We start from the raw sequence: 12006 nt of genomic DNA on the forward strand, positions 1-12006 counted from the left end.
TTCTCATTGAGGTGCAGAACGGTGAATATCTCGGGGAAGACGATATTATCCGTTTTCAAGATGATTACGCCCGTAGCGAGTAGTCTCTTATCGCAATTCCCATATGGGTGAGGTGCAGACTCTCTGTTAGAGAGGGAACAGGGAACAGGGAACAGGGAACAGATCACCTTTGGGGTGTGGCCGATGGGCTACGCCCCTTGTTGCGTGATGGGGGGATGAGGTTAGTGGCTAAGGGAGTTAGACGCCCCAAGGCAACCCCAATCATCGATGTGACGCAGTTGAGCGTCGTCGAACCTCGCTCCCTGAATTTGGGCGTAGCGCAAGACGGCTTGAGTCAGGTTGCTGGCGCTAAAATTGGCATTCTGTAATCGAGCTAGACGCAAGTCGGTGCGAGTTAGATTGGCGTGTTGTAGGTTGGCCTCGACGAGATAGGCGCCGTTGAAATGCACTCCCGAGAGATCGCTATGGGAGAGATTGGCCTGGTAGAGATGGGCCTCGATCAATTCGGCGTCATGTAGAGTGGCTTCGGATAAGTCCGCTTGGTTGAGATGGGCGCCATGTAGATTCGCGTCACAGAGGCTGGCGCGACGCAGTTGAGCGCCGTTGAGGTTGGCGTGACGGAGGGATGCGTGGTGCAGGTTGGCCCCGTTGAGGTTGGCGCCGCTTAAGTCTGCATCGTCAAGTCTTGCACCTCGGAAGTTGGCCCCGGTTAGGGTTGCGCCTCGTAGGTTACAGTGAGCCAGGTTGAAGTCTCGGAAGTCCGCAGCAATGAGATGGGCGTTCGTTAGGTCTAATGCGATCGCCCCCTGACCATTTTTTGCATTCGTCCATCGGGCGGCTCCATTTTCTACTAGCGCCAGATGTATCGCGTTTGCCACAATCTCCAGTCCGTTTCTGTATCATCGTTGACGGAACGCTTCGGGTTTTGGCCGGAGGCTCCCCCAATTATGATAAGGGCTGATCTCAATTGTTTGACAATTTCTTTGAGAAACTCTCGCACAACTTCTCGGATAACCGGGTTTGTAGAATGGTGCGGATCTCTCGTTCAAGGTCGTCAGCGGCGGCGATCGCATCGAGACGTATAATCCGTTGGGGATGGTCTTGAGCTAGGGCCATGTATCCGGCGCGGACGCGCTGGTGAAAGTCGAGGGCTTCTCGTTCGAGGCGATTGGGCGCTCCTCGCTCTGTGATTCGTTGTAGGCCAATCTCGGGGTCGAGATCTAACCAGAAGGTTAAATTGGCGGTTAGGCCTCCTGTGGCGATCGCATTGAGTTGTTGGATTAACTCTACGTCCAGTTGTCGTCCGTAGCCTTGATAGGCAAGGGTGGAGTCGGTATAGCGATCGCACAGAATAATCGCCCCTTGAGCTAAGTTAGGCTTAAGATATTGTTCGACGTGCTGGGCGCGATCAGCCGCATAGAGCAGTAACTCGGAGCGAGGGGCAATCTCGTCCTGCTCATCCTGTTGGCGAACATCGAGCAATAGACTCCGTAACTGTTGCCCCAGGAGGGTTCCCCCTGGTTCTCGGCTGGTGAGAACCGGAACCGTGAGCTGCGATCGCAACCAAGTCGCGGCCCGCTGTAATTGCGTGGTTTTGCCCGCTCCTTCGATTCCCTCAAAGACAATTAACTGGCCTGCCATGATCTCCCGAACTCAATCTGAGCATTATCCTAATCAGCCAAATTGTCTCAGACTTTGCAACAAAACGTTCACGAAGGGGCGGTATTGGCCGGAACAGATGCTAAAGTATCGTGCATAATTAGAAAAGCAAACTCAAACCCCGTTGAGTTATCTCAACCGAACCGTTAGCCTGCCGAGGAGGTCATTTTGGTAAACCTGACAGAATCTCTCAACCCGCAAGAACTTCGGGCTGAAGTGGCGCACCTACAAGAAGAGGTGAAGATGCGAGATCAACTGGTGCAGCAACTGTCTCAGGAACTATTCCGGCTCGTCAAGGGCAGTGGACAGGAAACCACCCCAGCCGCAACGACTCAGGGCCAGAATGAGCAACTGCAACTCCTTCATGGTCAACTCGCTGAAGTCGAGCAACAGGTTGAATTTTATCAGCAACAGATTGCTGAACGCGATCGCGAACTGGTCCAACAGCGACAAACGGTGCAGGAACTCAACGACCGCGCTAGAATGTTGGAGCAAGTTGTCCAAGAACTCCCCGAAATCTATAAACAGAAGTTTGCCGAACGGCTCAAACCCGTCCAGGAGCGAGTTGAGATGTTGCAGCGAGAAAATCGTCAGCTTCATTCAGAACTGCAAAGTGTCAGCTATCGTCTCGCCCAACGCAGCCGTCGCCAATCTGGGAACTTGGATTTACCCAACTTTGAGGAGTCTCAACAACAGGCCTCCTTACCCTCCTTTGGCAGTGCTTAACGCAGCGAACTAATATCCTCACATCAGTTGGGGCCGCTAGTCCCTCGTTGTGGGGTCAGGCTCCCCCGCTTGAGCTGCTGGAGGTTGCACTCGATGGCGTTCATTGCAGTTTCTAACGTAAAAGTGTTAAGAAATAAGAAGATTCTGAATCAATCGAGGCATTGAATGTCTGAGTTCATCTCGTTAGAAACGGTCGAAGAAATCGCCCGTCAGTACGGATACTGGGCGGTTTTTTTTGGAATATCCCTAGAAAATGCCGGGATTCCCCTCCCCGGAGAAACCTTAACCCTAGTGGGAGGTTTCTTAGCCGGAGAGGGAGAACTTGATTATTGGATTGTTCTCCTCTGTGCGACGGGAGGGGCAATTCTCGGCGACAACTTTGGCTATTGGATTGGTCGCTGGGGCGGCTTTCCCTTGCTGTTACGGGTGGGAAAACTGCTACGCATCTCTCAAGAGCAACTTGAGCGGCTGCGAGACCAATTTGGTAGAAATGCGGCTAAAGCCGTGTTTTTGGGGCGTTTTGTGGCTCTGCTACGGATTTTTGCCGGTCCCCTGGCGGGGATTTCCGATATGCCCTACGGTAAGTTTTTTATCTGTAATGCAGCCGGTGCTGGGGTTTGGGCCTCGGTGATGGTTAGCTTATCCTTTTTCGTGGGGCGGTTGGTTCCTTTAGAGAAGTTGGTCTCAGGAGTCGCCAGCTTTAGTATTGGTGCGTTGGTGTTATTGATCTTGGCGATCGCCATCCCCCGACTCTTAGAACTCCGCAATCCCTTGAACGTTGAGGAAAAATGAGATCCTAGAGTTAGGCAGGAACCGTAACGGCTTTACCGTTATCTTGGCCAGACAGGTTGAGGATGAAGGGAACTGCTGCACGAACCCAAACTTGGGGTGTTGTATAGTTTTTGGCACTGCTGCCGAAACAAGTCTGTAGCATATCCGTATTGATAACACCGGGATTTAAGGCGACGGCGGCCAGATGACTGGGGAGTTCTTGAGACAGCGATCGCGTCAACCCCTCAATGGCCCATTTCGTCGCACAATAGGGCGCCACTTCCGGGGAAGTACTGCGCCCCCAGGTAGAACTGAAGTTGACAATCATTCCCCCTTGTGAGTCAATCATCGCTGGGACAAAATGGCGCAAAACGTTGGCCACGCCTTTGAGGTTGACATCAATAACGCGATCGAACTCAGAGGCAGAAATCTGCCAAACTGGGGCCGGTTCGTTGATGACTCCGGCATTATTAATCAGAATATCGGGAGCGGGAATCTCTTGCAGAACCTGCCCACTCCAATGTTGGACTTGATGATCGTCGGCTAAGTCCACGACGGCGAACTGATGGGGATCTCCGTAGGTTTTCTGGAGTTGGGCGATCGCCCCCTCATCCGTCGCACAGCCGAACAAGCGATGGCCCTGGGCGATGAAGCCCTCCAACATCGCTTGTCCGAGTCCGCGACTAACGCCAGTCAGGACAATGGTTTTAGCAGAATTAGAAGTCATGGCATTCGTCGGATGCAAACGGTTTAATATCCCATATCCTCCATAATCTCGCGCATATTCATCTCGCCCCAACTCCTGACTCGTTCGAAGGTGTCTTGGTTAAACTCTTCAGACCGTGCAGTGATCTCTTGGCCCACATCCGACTGATAGAACGCCAACATGGCTTGCAATTGTTCCATATTGTAATGTTCCGCGTAAACGGGAGTCACCAAGTCCACATAATCGGCCTCTAATCGTCGTAGGTACTCATCCACCGCCTCTTGTGGAACCTGAGGATCCTGTTCTAATGCTGGTCTGACAGAGGTTAGGATGCCTTCGGCCTCATTGCTGGCCTCAATCACCTCCTGAATCAGCGCTTCCTTCTCGGGAGAAATGTCAGGGTCTTCCGAGAAATCCGGCCCTATCTCCTCCGTCGGTGTCGCAGCGCGAACGGGAGAGGTCAGCGAAGGAGCAATTCCTACGGTGAGGGGGGTGATGATGGTGGCGATCGCCAATGACATAAAAGTGCGTTTCATGGTTTCCTCCTAGATACAACCTGGGATTGATCGTTTCTGAGAACTCCAATCTCCGAGAACTCAATCTGACGATCAAACCCACTAATTTCAACCTAACGAGTTTCCCCAGGTAATTTCAACCATATGCCGAAATCGTGACCCCCAGCCGATCCTGAGTCTCGGGCCTAAACTCCGCTAAAATAGCGGCAACTCCTCCTTAACTGAGCCGATTGTGTTGGACTTAGCCCATGCACTCCCGAGCGGACGACCCCGATTACCTTCAGACTTAACCTTACGCCCCTATCAGGAACAGGCGATCGCCAACTGGTTCGCCGCCAGTGGCCGGGGAACCCTAAAGATGGCCACCGGAAGCGGGAAAACCATCACCGCCTTGGCCATCGCCAGCCGACTGCATCAAGCCATTGGTTTACAGGTTCTGCTGATTATCTGTCCCTACCGCCATCTCGTGACGCAATGGGATCGCGAATGTCGCCGCTTCGACTTAGATCCGATTCTGGCCTTTGAAAGCGTCCATCATTGGCAGGGGCCATTAACTCGCCGCCTCACGGCCGTGCGATCGCAGAGGTTGCCCTTTCTAACGATTATCACCACCAACGCCACCTTGATGCGCGATCGCTTCCAATGGCAACTCAAATACCTCCCCGCCAAAACCCTCATCATTGGCGATGAAGTCCACAACCTCGGCGCACCCCGCCTCGAAACCGCCCTCCCCCGTCATGTCGGCCTACGGCTGGGATTATCCGCCACCCCAGAACGTCACTTCGACGACGAAGGAACCGACGCCATTCTCGGCTATTTCGGCGACGTCTTACAACCCGCACTCAGCCTCGGCGATGCCATCAAAGCCGGGGCCTTGGTGCGCTATCAATACTATCCCCTGTTCGTTCCCCTCACCTCCTGGGAAAGCGAACAATATGCTAAACTCACCCATCGTATCGGTTGGGCCTTAGGTAACGACAACCGCGATCCTGACGAACTCACGGCTTTACTGGTGAAGCGATCGCGCCTCATTGGAACCGCCAGCCGTAAACTGGATATTCTACGCTGGATGATGCGATCGCGCCTGCACACCAGTCACACCCTGTTTTACTGTAGCGACGGCTGCGACAGCGAAACCAATACCCCGCAAATCGATGCTGTGGTGCGCCTGCTGGGGCGAGAACTCGGTTTCCGCATCAACACCTACACCGCTGAAACCTCCATCAGTCAACGGGAACAACTCCGCCAACAATTTGAAGCCGGAGAACTGCAAGGATTAGTCGCCATCCGCTGTCTCGACGAAGGCGTTGATATTCCCGCCATCCGCACCGCCGCCATTCTCGCCAGCAGCAGCAACCCCCGCCAATTCGTCCAACGTCGCGGCCGTATCCTGCGCCCCCATCCCAGTAAAGACCATGCTACCTTATTTGATACCATCGTTTTACCCCCAGACCTCGATCGCGATACCTGGGAAGTCGAACGCAACTTATTAAAAAAAGAACTCAAACGCTTTCTTGAATTTGCAGAACTGGCCGATAACGCCGAAGAAGCACAACAGCAACTGCGAGGATTGCAAGACAAGTTTGGTTTAGTGGATGGCGATTAGCCGTTTCAGGCAACATCTTAGACCGCTAATTCCCCTTCTCTGGGAACAGGTGTTAAGATTATTTAAAAATACTAGACAAATCCCCCAAAATACTCAACCCTAAATCCCTAACAATTCATCAACAATTCATCCTAAACCGCCCTATGGCTTCTGATTATTTCACATCTCCTGAAGCAAACATCAATTCTGAATCCTTCGACTCAGAACCCACCCTGTTTGACGACAACTTTAACGAGAACTTGGATGAGAATTGGGATGACGCACCCATCGCTGAATGGGATGTTCCCGTCTTGGGAGTTTCCTCAATTCTCTCGGAAGGGAGCGCCCAGTATGGCGATCGCCAAAACTTTAATGATGTCTGGGAACCCTTCACCAGCGCCACTGAGGTCGTTCAAGAAATTATGCGGCGAGTGCTTAAAATCGAAATGCGCCGCCTCAATACCCGGAGAACCTATGGTGTCAAGAACGATATTTTGAAAGTGATCTATACCGTAATTCCTGAATAAGTCGGGTCTTCTGGGGTTAGGGTTATAAGGAAAATTTATGGCAGATTACACCCGTTACTGTAGGGGCGAAAAATTTTCCCCTCCTGGGAGGGGCTAGGGGTGGGTTCCCCTACAATTTTGTATATTCTGTAACAAATCCCACCGTAGATCCAGAAGACCCAATAATTCCTGAATAAGTCGGGGCGAAAAATCTCCCCCTGGGAGGGAATGGCCGTTCGCCCTCTTCGGTGTAAGATGTAGGTGTAAGATGTATAGCAAGCCTTTCGAAAAGTGGGATAACGTCTTACATTGAACACCAATAAATACCAATAAATACCAATAAATACCAAACTATAGGAGTGAAGCGCCTGTCACCCTAACCATTGACTGGTATTCCTGATGAACCGCCCTTATGGTGAGGATTCATTGGATAGTTCGATATACTGCAACCACATCCGAACCACTTGATAAAACTCATCCAACGTAATCCTTTTGGGCGAACTATTTTCATCCACTAAATCCTCAATTTCAGCGCCCTCAGAGGAAAGCGAAAGACAAAACGCATTACCAATTCTCTCCCATTTGTCAAGAGAACCCGATTGAACTAAAGCCGTTTTATCGAGCAAATCTTTTGTCCACTCAGGACTTTGCTGAACATCCATGACCAAAAATTCGGCAAGGCGACAATGACAAGGATCATCTTGTCGTTGTCCCGGCCAGGTAAACGCATTATCAGACATCAGTTTTCACCGTAGTAGGGAGTTTCTAGTCGGGAGTTTCTAAACCGTAACCGTAGCCCTAAAAATTAGGTTATCTCACTAAAAATTAGGTTATCTCAACGGAAAGGCTGTGTTTATTTTACCATCGCTGAAAGAAGCCCCAGCTATCGTAAATAAACGATTATCATTTCCCTGACAATAGTTGCTGGCGTTGGCGGTTGGGGCGTTTGGACCACACCAAGCCCAACTGGGTGCATTAGCGGGACAACGTCGTTGATGAGTGGCTGCATAGATAATTGAGTTTAAAACCTGAGTTTGAGTACAGCGATCTGGAAACATGGTGGAGAACTTAGTGGGGCTAGAACGTCCATAATAATTCCAGGTTCCGCCGTAAATTCCTTGGCTATTGGCTGACTGAGTAATTCGGAAGGTTCCCACCGTCGGGGGGTTAACTCCACCCGGACGAGAATGAAACCCTTTGGGCCGGTTCTGACTCCATTCCCCACAGAAAATATGTGGCTGATTAACCGGAGGATTGGTTCTTGACCAGTGATTCAGATTAGAACAACTGATCTGAGTTGGGCTAGGGTTTGTAAAAACAACGATCGCCCCGAACACCAAGAACGCGATCGCCAGGAGTTTAAGAATAGTTTTCATAAGTGATAGCCGTCATTGCAGTCTCGGAAAAATCTGGCAATCCAATTATACCCAACCTCACCTCAATCCCTCCTGTCATCGAGCCATCACCCCTCAAAGGTCGAACAGGCCCGCAACTCATCGGGAATACGAGTCCCCAGGGGAAACTCTAACACCGTCTCCCGAAACCCCAAATAGCCACTTTCAGAAAACGACAGTAACATCCGACATAACGCAATCCAAACCGAGCGCTCGAACTCCCAATCCTTACCCCGAGGAGCGCGATCGGCGATGGACTTCAAGGCCCAAAAATACGTATTCCGAGTCACCGCGCCTCCCTTCTTAAAAGGTGGCACATCCTCCCGATGTACATAGAGAACGCCCTCTTCAAGCACCGTAACTCGCATCAATCCTAATCCAGACTATCCATCAACATCATTATCCACCAACATCATAGAGAAGGTTGCCCCAGCCAAGGGGTAGAGTGAGAGAATATCATCATGTTCCCCTCGCTTAGATTACTATGGGTCACGCTTCTCTCTACTCCGAAGATCACTTCGTTGTCCTCGAAACCAACCAAGCCGAGGAAATCCTCACCGCCGAGGAACTGTTCGAGAAACTTCAGGGGATTCTCGAACAGCGTTCCCCCGAGGATCTCCCCCGAGACTTGCAAAAACTCGACAACTTGGGCGATCGCACCCGCTACCTCATCGAAAACGCCTGCGATCTCGACATGGGGGCCGGGGAGTTTCTGCAATGGTACGCCATCCGGCTCGAAAAATAAGGCCGCTTAGCCCTTCGGCTGAGCAATAATCGCCACATCAATAAACCCCTCCTCCGGTTCCTGGATTTGCACCTGCACCCCAGGGCCGAAAAACGTCTCCATCTCCTCCCGTTTCTCCTGCCAACGCTCTAAAGGCATCAGCGGCGAGTCAAACTCCAAAATCAACGCATAGGCCCCCTCTACGGCTTCCTCACGAATCCCATCCAAAATCGGACGGGCCTTATCATTGGGACTCAGTTTGAGAAATTCCAAGGCTTCCAACAGATGCGCTCGTTCAGCGTAACGATAGCGGTTCACATCAATGCGAACTTGGTTTTGAGTATCCGTCGCTTGGGCCTCTCGCAGTGCTAACACCTCCGGCGACGTGGGTTGCGTGAACGGGGCCGGCTTCAACTCCGCCGACTTCAGGGCCAAGCCAATCAACAAAACCGGGATTCCGTAGAAAAACCCCGCTAAGTTCAGCGTTGCATTCCCTGAAAAATAGGCCCCAAAGCCGACAATCGTTAAACTCAACCCCACCACCAGGGCGATCGCCGCCAGGGAGGTTTGACGCAAAAAAGCAGGTAAAACAGGCATAATGATGAAAACCGATCTCGACGAGAGTGCCTTGAGATTGTCCCTGAAAACCGTCCTTCGTTTCAACTCCTGCGCCAATTCCCAACAAGCCCTGACAGACGGAGCCGTCGAGATTCCGTTGTCCTTGCTACAATATCAACGCAAACTCATCGCCAAAGGTACGCTTCAGAATGGATACAACCACAATCCGCTCCCAGATTGAGCAAATTGAAAGCAAGCGTGGGGTTCTCTTAGATCTCCTCGAACGCCCTGACTTGGGAACGCTTCGCATTGACGTCAACCAGGCTCTCGAAGAAATGGACGATCTCATCGAGGAGTTTAAGCGAACCTTCCCCGACGCTGAACCCCCCAACACGTAAAGCTATCCCGATTTTTCCTCAGTCAACCACTTCAGGATAGAACTTCAGGATACACCGTTAATATTTTGAACCCCGAGGGGGGAGTCTTAACCGGCTCCCCCCTTGCGTTATGGGAGGCTTCCCCGGTCATAATTGGGGGCGCATTGTTCCCGGCTAGAGAGCCAGTTCTAGGATTGTCCTATAAAACTTGACCCGTTTTGGCAGTTGAAGGCGATCGCAACGGGTGACAGTTGAGATAGCGTCGAGATTAAGCCCCCGCCAACTGTCAAAATGCCCTTTACTGAAGTCATTGAAAGAGCCATCACAAGCTTGATTTGAACGCCCCTTATCATCTTAACTGCAACTACCATGGAAACCCTCGCACAAGTCTTTACGAACATCATTAGCCAGCCGTCTCAACTCACGATTCCCTCCAACCCAACTCCGTTCGAGACACATCTGTTCGAGACGCAAACGAACCATCCACTCACTCCGTCCACCTTAGAAACCTGGCAAATCTTTCCCGTTTAACAGCAAAACCCGATTTCACTGTCCCGAGTCTCAAACCCCCTAAACATTAACAATTGTGTGTCATTTCCGTAATTGGGAGCAAACTCCCTGAAATTCCCATCTAGATCTTATTCTCCTACCGTCCACCTCTATCAACCTCTATTGAAGGTCACACCATGTATCAGAAAAAAGTCTTACCCATCTTTGCACAGCCGCAAAACGATAAAAAACCACAAACTGGCTATTTTGTCAATGAAATTTTTTGGAATCTGCTGCTACATCCCCAACTCGAACAAGCCAACGGATCAGCACCGCGTCCACAGCCCAACGGTTGGCCCCTGCCGAAAACGAACCCCTAGCGATCGCAGCCGCCAAGGGCTTTGATAAGATATTGACTCCAAGATGATCTACCTTATCAAAGCACTCAACCCAACTCCCTATGGCTCAGCAGTATCGCATCACTCTGTTACCCGGCGACGGCATTGGTCCCGAAATCATCACCGTTGCCGTCGAGGCCTTAACCGTCATCGGCAAACAATTCGACTTAGACTTTAGCTTTCAAGAAGCCCTCATTGGCGGTTCTGCCATCGATGCCACCGGAACGCCTCTTCCCGACGAAACCCTCGAACTCTGCCGCAACAGCGATTCCGTCATGCTGGCAGCCATCGGTGGGTACAAATGGGACAACCTCCCCCGCCACCAACGCCCCGAAACCGGACTCCTGGGGCTACGGGCGGGGTTAGGCTTGTTTGCCAACCTGCGTCCGGCCACCATCCTACCGCAACTCATCGATGCCTCCAGCCTCAAACGAGAGGTGGTCGAAGGAGTCGATATTATGGTCGTTCGTGAACTGACGGGTGGTGTCTATTTCGGCCAACCCAAAGGGGTGTTTGAAACCGAAAGCGGCGAACAGCGAGGGGTGAACACCATGGCCTATACCGCTTCAGAAATCGATCGCATCGGTAAAGTCGCCTTTGAAACCGCCCAAAAACGGGGCGGAAAACTCTGTTCCGTCGATAAAGCCAATGTTTTGGAAGTCTCGCAACTCTGGCGCGATCGCATCACGGCCCTAGCCGCCGACTATCCCGACGTGGAACTCTCCCACCTCTACGTCGACAACGCCGCCATGCAGTTAGTACGCGCCCCCAAACAGTTTGACACCATCGTTACCGGCAACCTCTTTGGCGACATCCTCTCCGACGCGGCCGCCATGTTAACGGGAAGTATTGGGATGTTACCCTCCGCCAGCCTCGGGGCAGATGGCCCTGGTGTCTATGAACCCGTCCATGGTTCGGCCCCCGATATTGCCGGCCAAGACAAAGCCAATCCCTTGGCTCAAGTGTTGAGTGCCGCCATGATGTTGCGCTACGATCTCAATCAACCCGAAGCGAGCGATCGCCTCGAACAGGCCGTCATGAGCGTGTTAGATCAGAACTATCGCACCGGAGATATCATGTCTGAAGGCATGAAACTCGTCGGCTGCAAGGAAATGTCCGATGTTCTCCTGGCCGCCTTAGAAAACTAGCCCCAGGCCCATATCTGAAGCCGAGTTTCTCGCAGAAACCCGGCTTCTAACCGACTCACCCTCCTCATGAAACACTGTTCTCTCAACAGCATCCCCCCAGAAGGCGTGTCCCATAATCCCAACATTCGCAAACAAGTGATGTTGCGCAAAGGGGACTTACCCCATTTAACCAACTTTTCCCAAGCCCGATTTGCCCCAGGACAAGTCGCCCCGGGCCATTGCCATGACAATATGAGTGAAGTTTTCTTCGTTGAATCCGGTTCAGCTTAACCGCTAGGAGCCCCGCACTGTACCCGAAGGGTCAGTGTCGGGAGGAATAGCGGGGGCGTTGATGGGGTTCAATGCCCCATCAATGCCTAGACTTCTAATGTATTGACGCAAAACGTCGGTTTGATTGCGCTCCGTGAGTTGGCAATATCGGTCTAAATGCTGCTTTTCAACGTCCGAGAT

General features: G+C 51.8%; 18 protein-coding genes and 1 pseudogene. 11 read left to right on the forward strand and 8 right to left on the reverse strand.

Going from position 1 to position 12006, the window contains the following annotated elements; genetic code table 11:
* Positions 1–83, forward strand: a pseudogene (locus R6U67_RS09605) (mannose-6-phosphate isomerase); the annotation flags it as partial.
* Positions 84–221: 138 nt separating this feature from the next.
* Here R6U67_RS09605 and R6U67_RS09610 read toward each other — a convergent pair.
* Complete coding sequence (locus R6U67_RS09610; protein ID WP_410252330.1) at positions 222–878, reverse strand: pentapeptide repeat-containing protein; 657 nt, start codon at positions 876–878, stop codon at positions 222–224.
* Positions 879–963: 85 nt separating this feature from the next.
* Positions 964–1641 (reverse strand): dTMP kinase, encoded by a 678-nt coding sequence (gene tmk, locus R6U67_RS09615; protein ID WP_410252331.1) that lies wholly within the window; start codon positions 1639–1641, stop codon positions 964–966.
* Positions 1642–1827: 186 nt separating this feature from the next.
* On the opposite strand from tmk, the gene R6U67_RS09620 reads away from it, so the two are divergent.
* Together R6U67_RS09620 and R6U67_RS09625 are read left to right on the forward strand one after the other, a co-directional pair.
* A complete protein-coding gene (locus tag R6U67_RS09620) occupies positions 1828–2385 on the forward strand; it encodes an Npun_F5560 family protein (protein WP_410252332.1) in 558 nt (185 codons plus the stop codon).
* Between the two features lie 165 nt (positions 2386–2550).
* A complete protein-coding gene (locus R6U67_RS09625; RefSeq protein WP_410252333.1) occupies positions 2551–3177 on the forward strand; it encodes a DedA family protein in 627 nt (208 codons plus the stop codon).
* 10 nt (positions 3178–3187) lie between these two features.
* Here the strand turns inward: R6U67_RS09625 and R6U67_RS09630 are convergent, their stop codons facing one another.
* Positions 3188–3883 carry an SDR family oxidoreductase gene (locus R6U67_RS09630; protein WP_410252334.1) on the reverse strand — a complete coding sequence of 232 codons (696 nt, stop codon included), beginning with the start codon at positions 3881–3883 and terminating at the stop codon, positions 3188–3190.
* Positions 3884–3906: 23 nt separating this feature from the next.
* On the reverse strand, positions 3907–4398 hold the full coding sequence (locus tag R6U67_RS09635) for a DUF2059 domain-containing protein (protein WP_410252335.1): 492 nt from the start codon (positions 4396–4398) through the stop codon (positions 3907–3909).
* 211 nt (positions 4399–4609) lie between these two features.
* On the opposite strand from R6U67_RS09635, the gene R6U67_RS09640 reads away from it, so the two are divergent.
* The gene (locus R6U67_RS09640) at positions 4610–5983 is read left to right on the forward strand and encodes a DNA phosphorothioation system restriction enzyme (protein WP_410252336.1); all 1374 of its coding nucleotides are present in this window, start codon (positions 4610–4612) and stop codon (positions 5981–5983) included.
* Positions 5984–6126: 143 nt separating this feature from the next.
* Positions 6127–6489, forward strand: a complete 363-nt coding sequence (locus R6U67_RS09645) for a hypothetical protein (protein WP_410252337.1) — start codon at positions 6127–6129, stop codon at positions 6487–6489.
* 389 nt (positions 6490–6878) lie between these two features.
* On the opposite strand, the gene R6U67_RS09650 is transcribed toward R6U67_RS09645, so the two are convergent.
* From R6U67_RS09650 to R6U67_RS09660, 3 genes are all read right to left on the reverse strand, one after another.
* Positions 6879–7208 (reverse strand): hypothetical protein, encoded by a 330-nt coding sequence (locus tag R6U67_RS09650; protein ID WP_410252338.1) that lies wholly within the window; start codon positions 7206–7208, stop codon positions 6879–6881.
* Between the two features lie 90 nt (positions 7209–7298).
* Positions 7299–7844, reverse strand: coding sequence for an EndoU domain-containing protein (locus tag R6U67_RS09655; RefSeq protein WP_410252339.1), 546 nt, complete (start codon positions 7842–7844; stop codon positions 7299–7301).
* An 86-nt stretch (positions 7845–7930) separates the two neighbouring features.
* Positions 7931–8230: a hypothetical protein gene (locus R6U67_RS09660; protein ID WP_410252340.1), complete on the reverse strand. Its 300-nt coding sequence runs from the start codon at positions 8228–8230 to the stop codon at positions 7931–7933.
* A 116-nt stretch (positions 8231–8346) separates the two neighbouring features.
* On the opposite strand from R6U67_RS09660, the gene R6U67_RS09665 reads away from it, so the two are divergent.
* Positions 8347–8607 carry a chlororespiratory reduction protein 7 gene (locus R6U67_RS09665; RefSeq protein ID WP_410252341.1) on the forward strand — a complete coding sequence of 87 codons (261 nt, stop codon included), beginning with the start codon at positions 8347–8349 and terminating at the stop codon, positions 8605–8607.
* A gap of 6 nt (positions 8608–8613) precedes the next feature.
* Here R6U67_RS09665 and R6U67_RS09670 read toward each other — a convergent pair whose 3' ends face one another.
* Positions 8614–9183: a DUF2854 domain-containing protein gene (locus tag R6U67_RS09670; protein ID WP_410252342.1), complete on the reverse strand. Its 570-nt coding sequence runs from the start codon at positions 9181–9183 to the stop codon at positions 8614–8616.
* A 170-nt stretch (positions 9184–9353) separates the two neighbouring features.
* Here R6U67_RS09670 and R6U67_RS09675 point away from each other — a divergent pair, with 170 nt between their 5' ends.
* The 5 genes from R6U67_RS09675 (at position 9354) to R6U67_RS09695 (ending at position 11826) form a co-directional block, all read left to right on the forward strand.
* Positions 9354–9542, forward strand: coding sequence for a hypothetical protein (locus R6U67_RS09675; protein WP_068789098.1), 189 nt, complete (start codon positions 9354–9356; stop codon positions 9540–9542).
* Positions 9543–9890: 348 nt separating this feature from the next.
* Entirely contained in the window at positions 9891–10052 is a 162-nt protein-coding gene (locus R6U67_RS09680) for a hypothetical protein (RefSeq protein WP_410252343.1), read from the forward strand.
* A 155-nt stretch (positions 10053–10207) separates the two neighbouring features.
* Positions 10208–10390, forward strand: coding sequence for a hypothetical protein (locus tag R6U67_RS09685; protein ID WP_410252344.1), 183 nt, complete (start codon positions 10208–10210; stop codon positions 10388–10390).
* An 80-nt stretch (positions 10391–10470) separates the two neighbouring features.
* Positions 10471–11556 carry a 3-isopropylmalate dehydrogenase gene (gene leuB / locus R6U67_RS09690; protein WP_410252345.1) on the forward strand — a complete coding sequence of 362 codons (1086 nt, stop codon included), beginning with the start codon at positions 10471–10473 and terminating at the stop codon, positions 11554–11556.
* Positions 11557–11622: 66 nt separating this feature from the next.
* Positions 11623–11826 carry a hypothetical protein gene (locus R6U67_RS09695; RefSeq protein ID WP_410252346.1) on the forward strand — a complete coding sequence of 68 codons (204 nt, stop codon included), beginning with the start codon at positions 11623–11625 and terminating at the stop codon, positions 11824–11826.
* The last annotated feature ends 180 nt before the right edge of the window (positions 11827–12006 follow it).

Origin of the sequence: Sodalinema sp. (assembly GCF_046483825.1) — a bacterium.
Classification (GTDB): domain Bacteria; phylum Cyanobacteriota; class Cyanobacteriia; order Cyanobacteriales; family Geitlerinemataceae; genus Sodalinema.

What these genes read in the sequence shown, in the direction of transcription:
- R6U67_RS09670 (WP_410252342.1), bottom strand. Translation starts at nt 9,183, where the DNA reads ATGCCTGTTTTACCTGCTTTTTTGCGTCAAACCTCCCTGGCGGCGATC.
- R6U67_RS09625 (WP_410252333.1), top strand. Translation starts at nt 2,551, where the DNA reads ATGTCTGAGTTCATCTCGTTAGAAACGGTCGAAGAAATCGCCCGTCAG.
- R6U67_RS09680 (WP_410252343.1), top strand. Translation starts at nt 9,891, where the DNA reads ATGGAAACCCTCGCACAAGTCTTTACGAACATCATTAGCCAGCCGTCT.
- R6U67_RS09650 (WP_410252338.1), bottom strand. Translation starts at nt 7,208, where the DNA reads ATGTCTGATAATGCGTTTACCTGGCCGGGACAACGACAAGATGATCCT.
- R6U67_RS09660 (WP_410252340.1), bottom strand. Translation starts at nt 8,230, where the DNA reads ATGCGAGTTACGGTGCTTGAAGAGGGCGTTCTCTATGTACATCGGGAG.
- R6U67_RS09665 (WP_410252341.1), top strand. Translation starts at nt 8,347, where the DNA reads ATGGGTCACGCTTCTCTCTACTCCGAAGATCACTTCGTTGTCCTCGAA.
- R6U67_RS09685 (WP_410252344.1), top strand. Translation starts at nt 10,208, where the DNA reads ATGTATCAGAAAAAAGTCTTACCCATCTTTGCACAGCCGCAAAACGAT.
- R6U67_RS09630 (WP_410252334.1), bottom strand. Translation starts at nt 3,883, where the DNA reads ATGACTTCTAATTCTGCTAAAACCATTGTCCTGACTGGCGTTAGTCGC.
- R6U67_RS09695 (WP_410252346.1), top strand. Translation starts at nt 11,623, where the DNA reads ATGAAACACTGTTCTCTCAACAGCATCCCCCCAGAAGGCGTGTCCCAT.
- tmk (WP_410252331.1), bottom strand. Translation starts at nt 1,641, where the DNA reads ATGGCAGGCCAGTTAATTGTCTTTGAGGGAATCGAAGGAGCGGGCAAA.
- leuB (WP_410252345.1), top strand. Translation starts at nt 10,471, where the DNA reads ATGGCTCAGCAGTATCGCATCACTCTGTTACCCGGCGACGGCATTGGT.
- R6U67_RS09635 (WP_410252335.1), bottom strand. Translation starts at nt 4,398, where the DNA reads ATGAAACGCACTTTTATGTCATTGGCGATCGCCACCATCATCACCCCC.
- R6U67_RS09675 (WP_068789098.1), top strand. Translation starts at nt 9,354, where the DNA reads ATGGATACAACCACAATCCGCTCCCAGATTGAGCAAATTGAAAGCAAG.
- R6U67_RS09645 (WP_410252337.1), top strand. Translation starts at nt 6,127, where the DNA reads ATGGCTTCTGATTATTTCACATCTCCTGAAGCAAACATCAATTCTGAA.
- R6U67_RS09655 (WP_410252339.1), bottom strand. Translation starts at nt 7,844, where the DNA reads ATGAAAACTATTCTTAAACTCCTGGCGATCGCGTTCTTGGTGTTCGGG.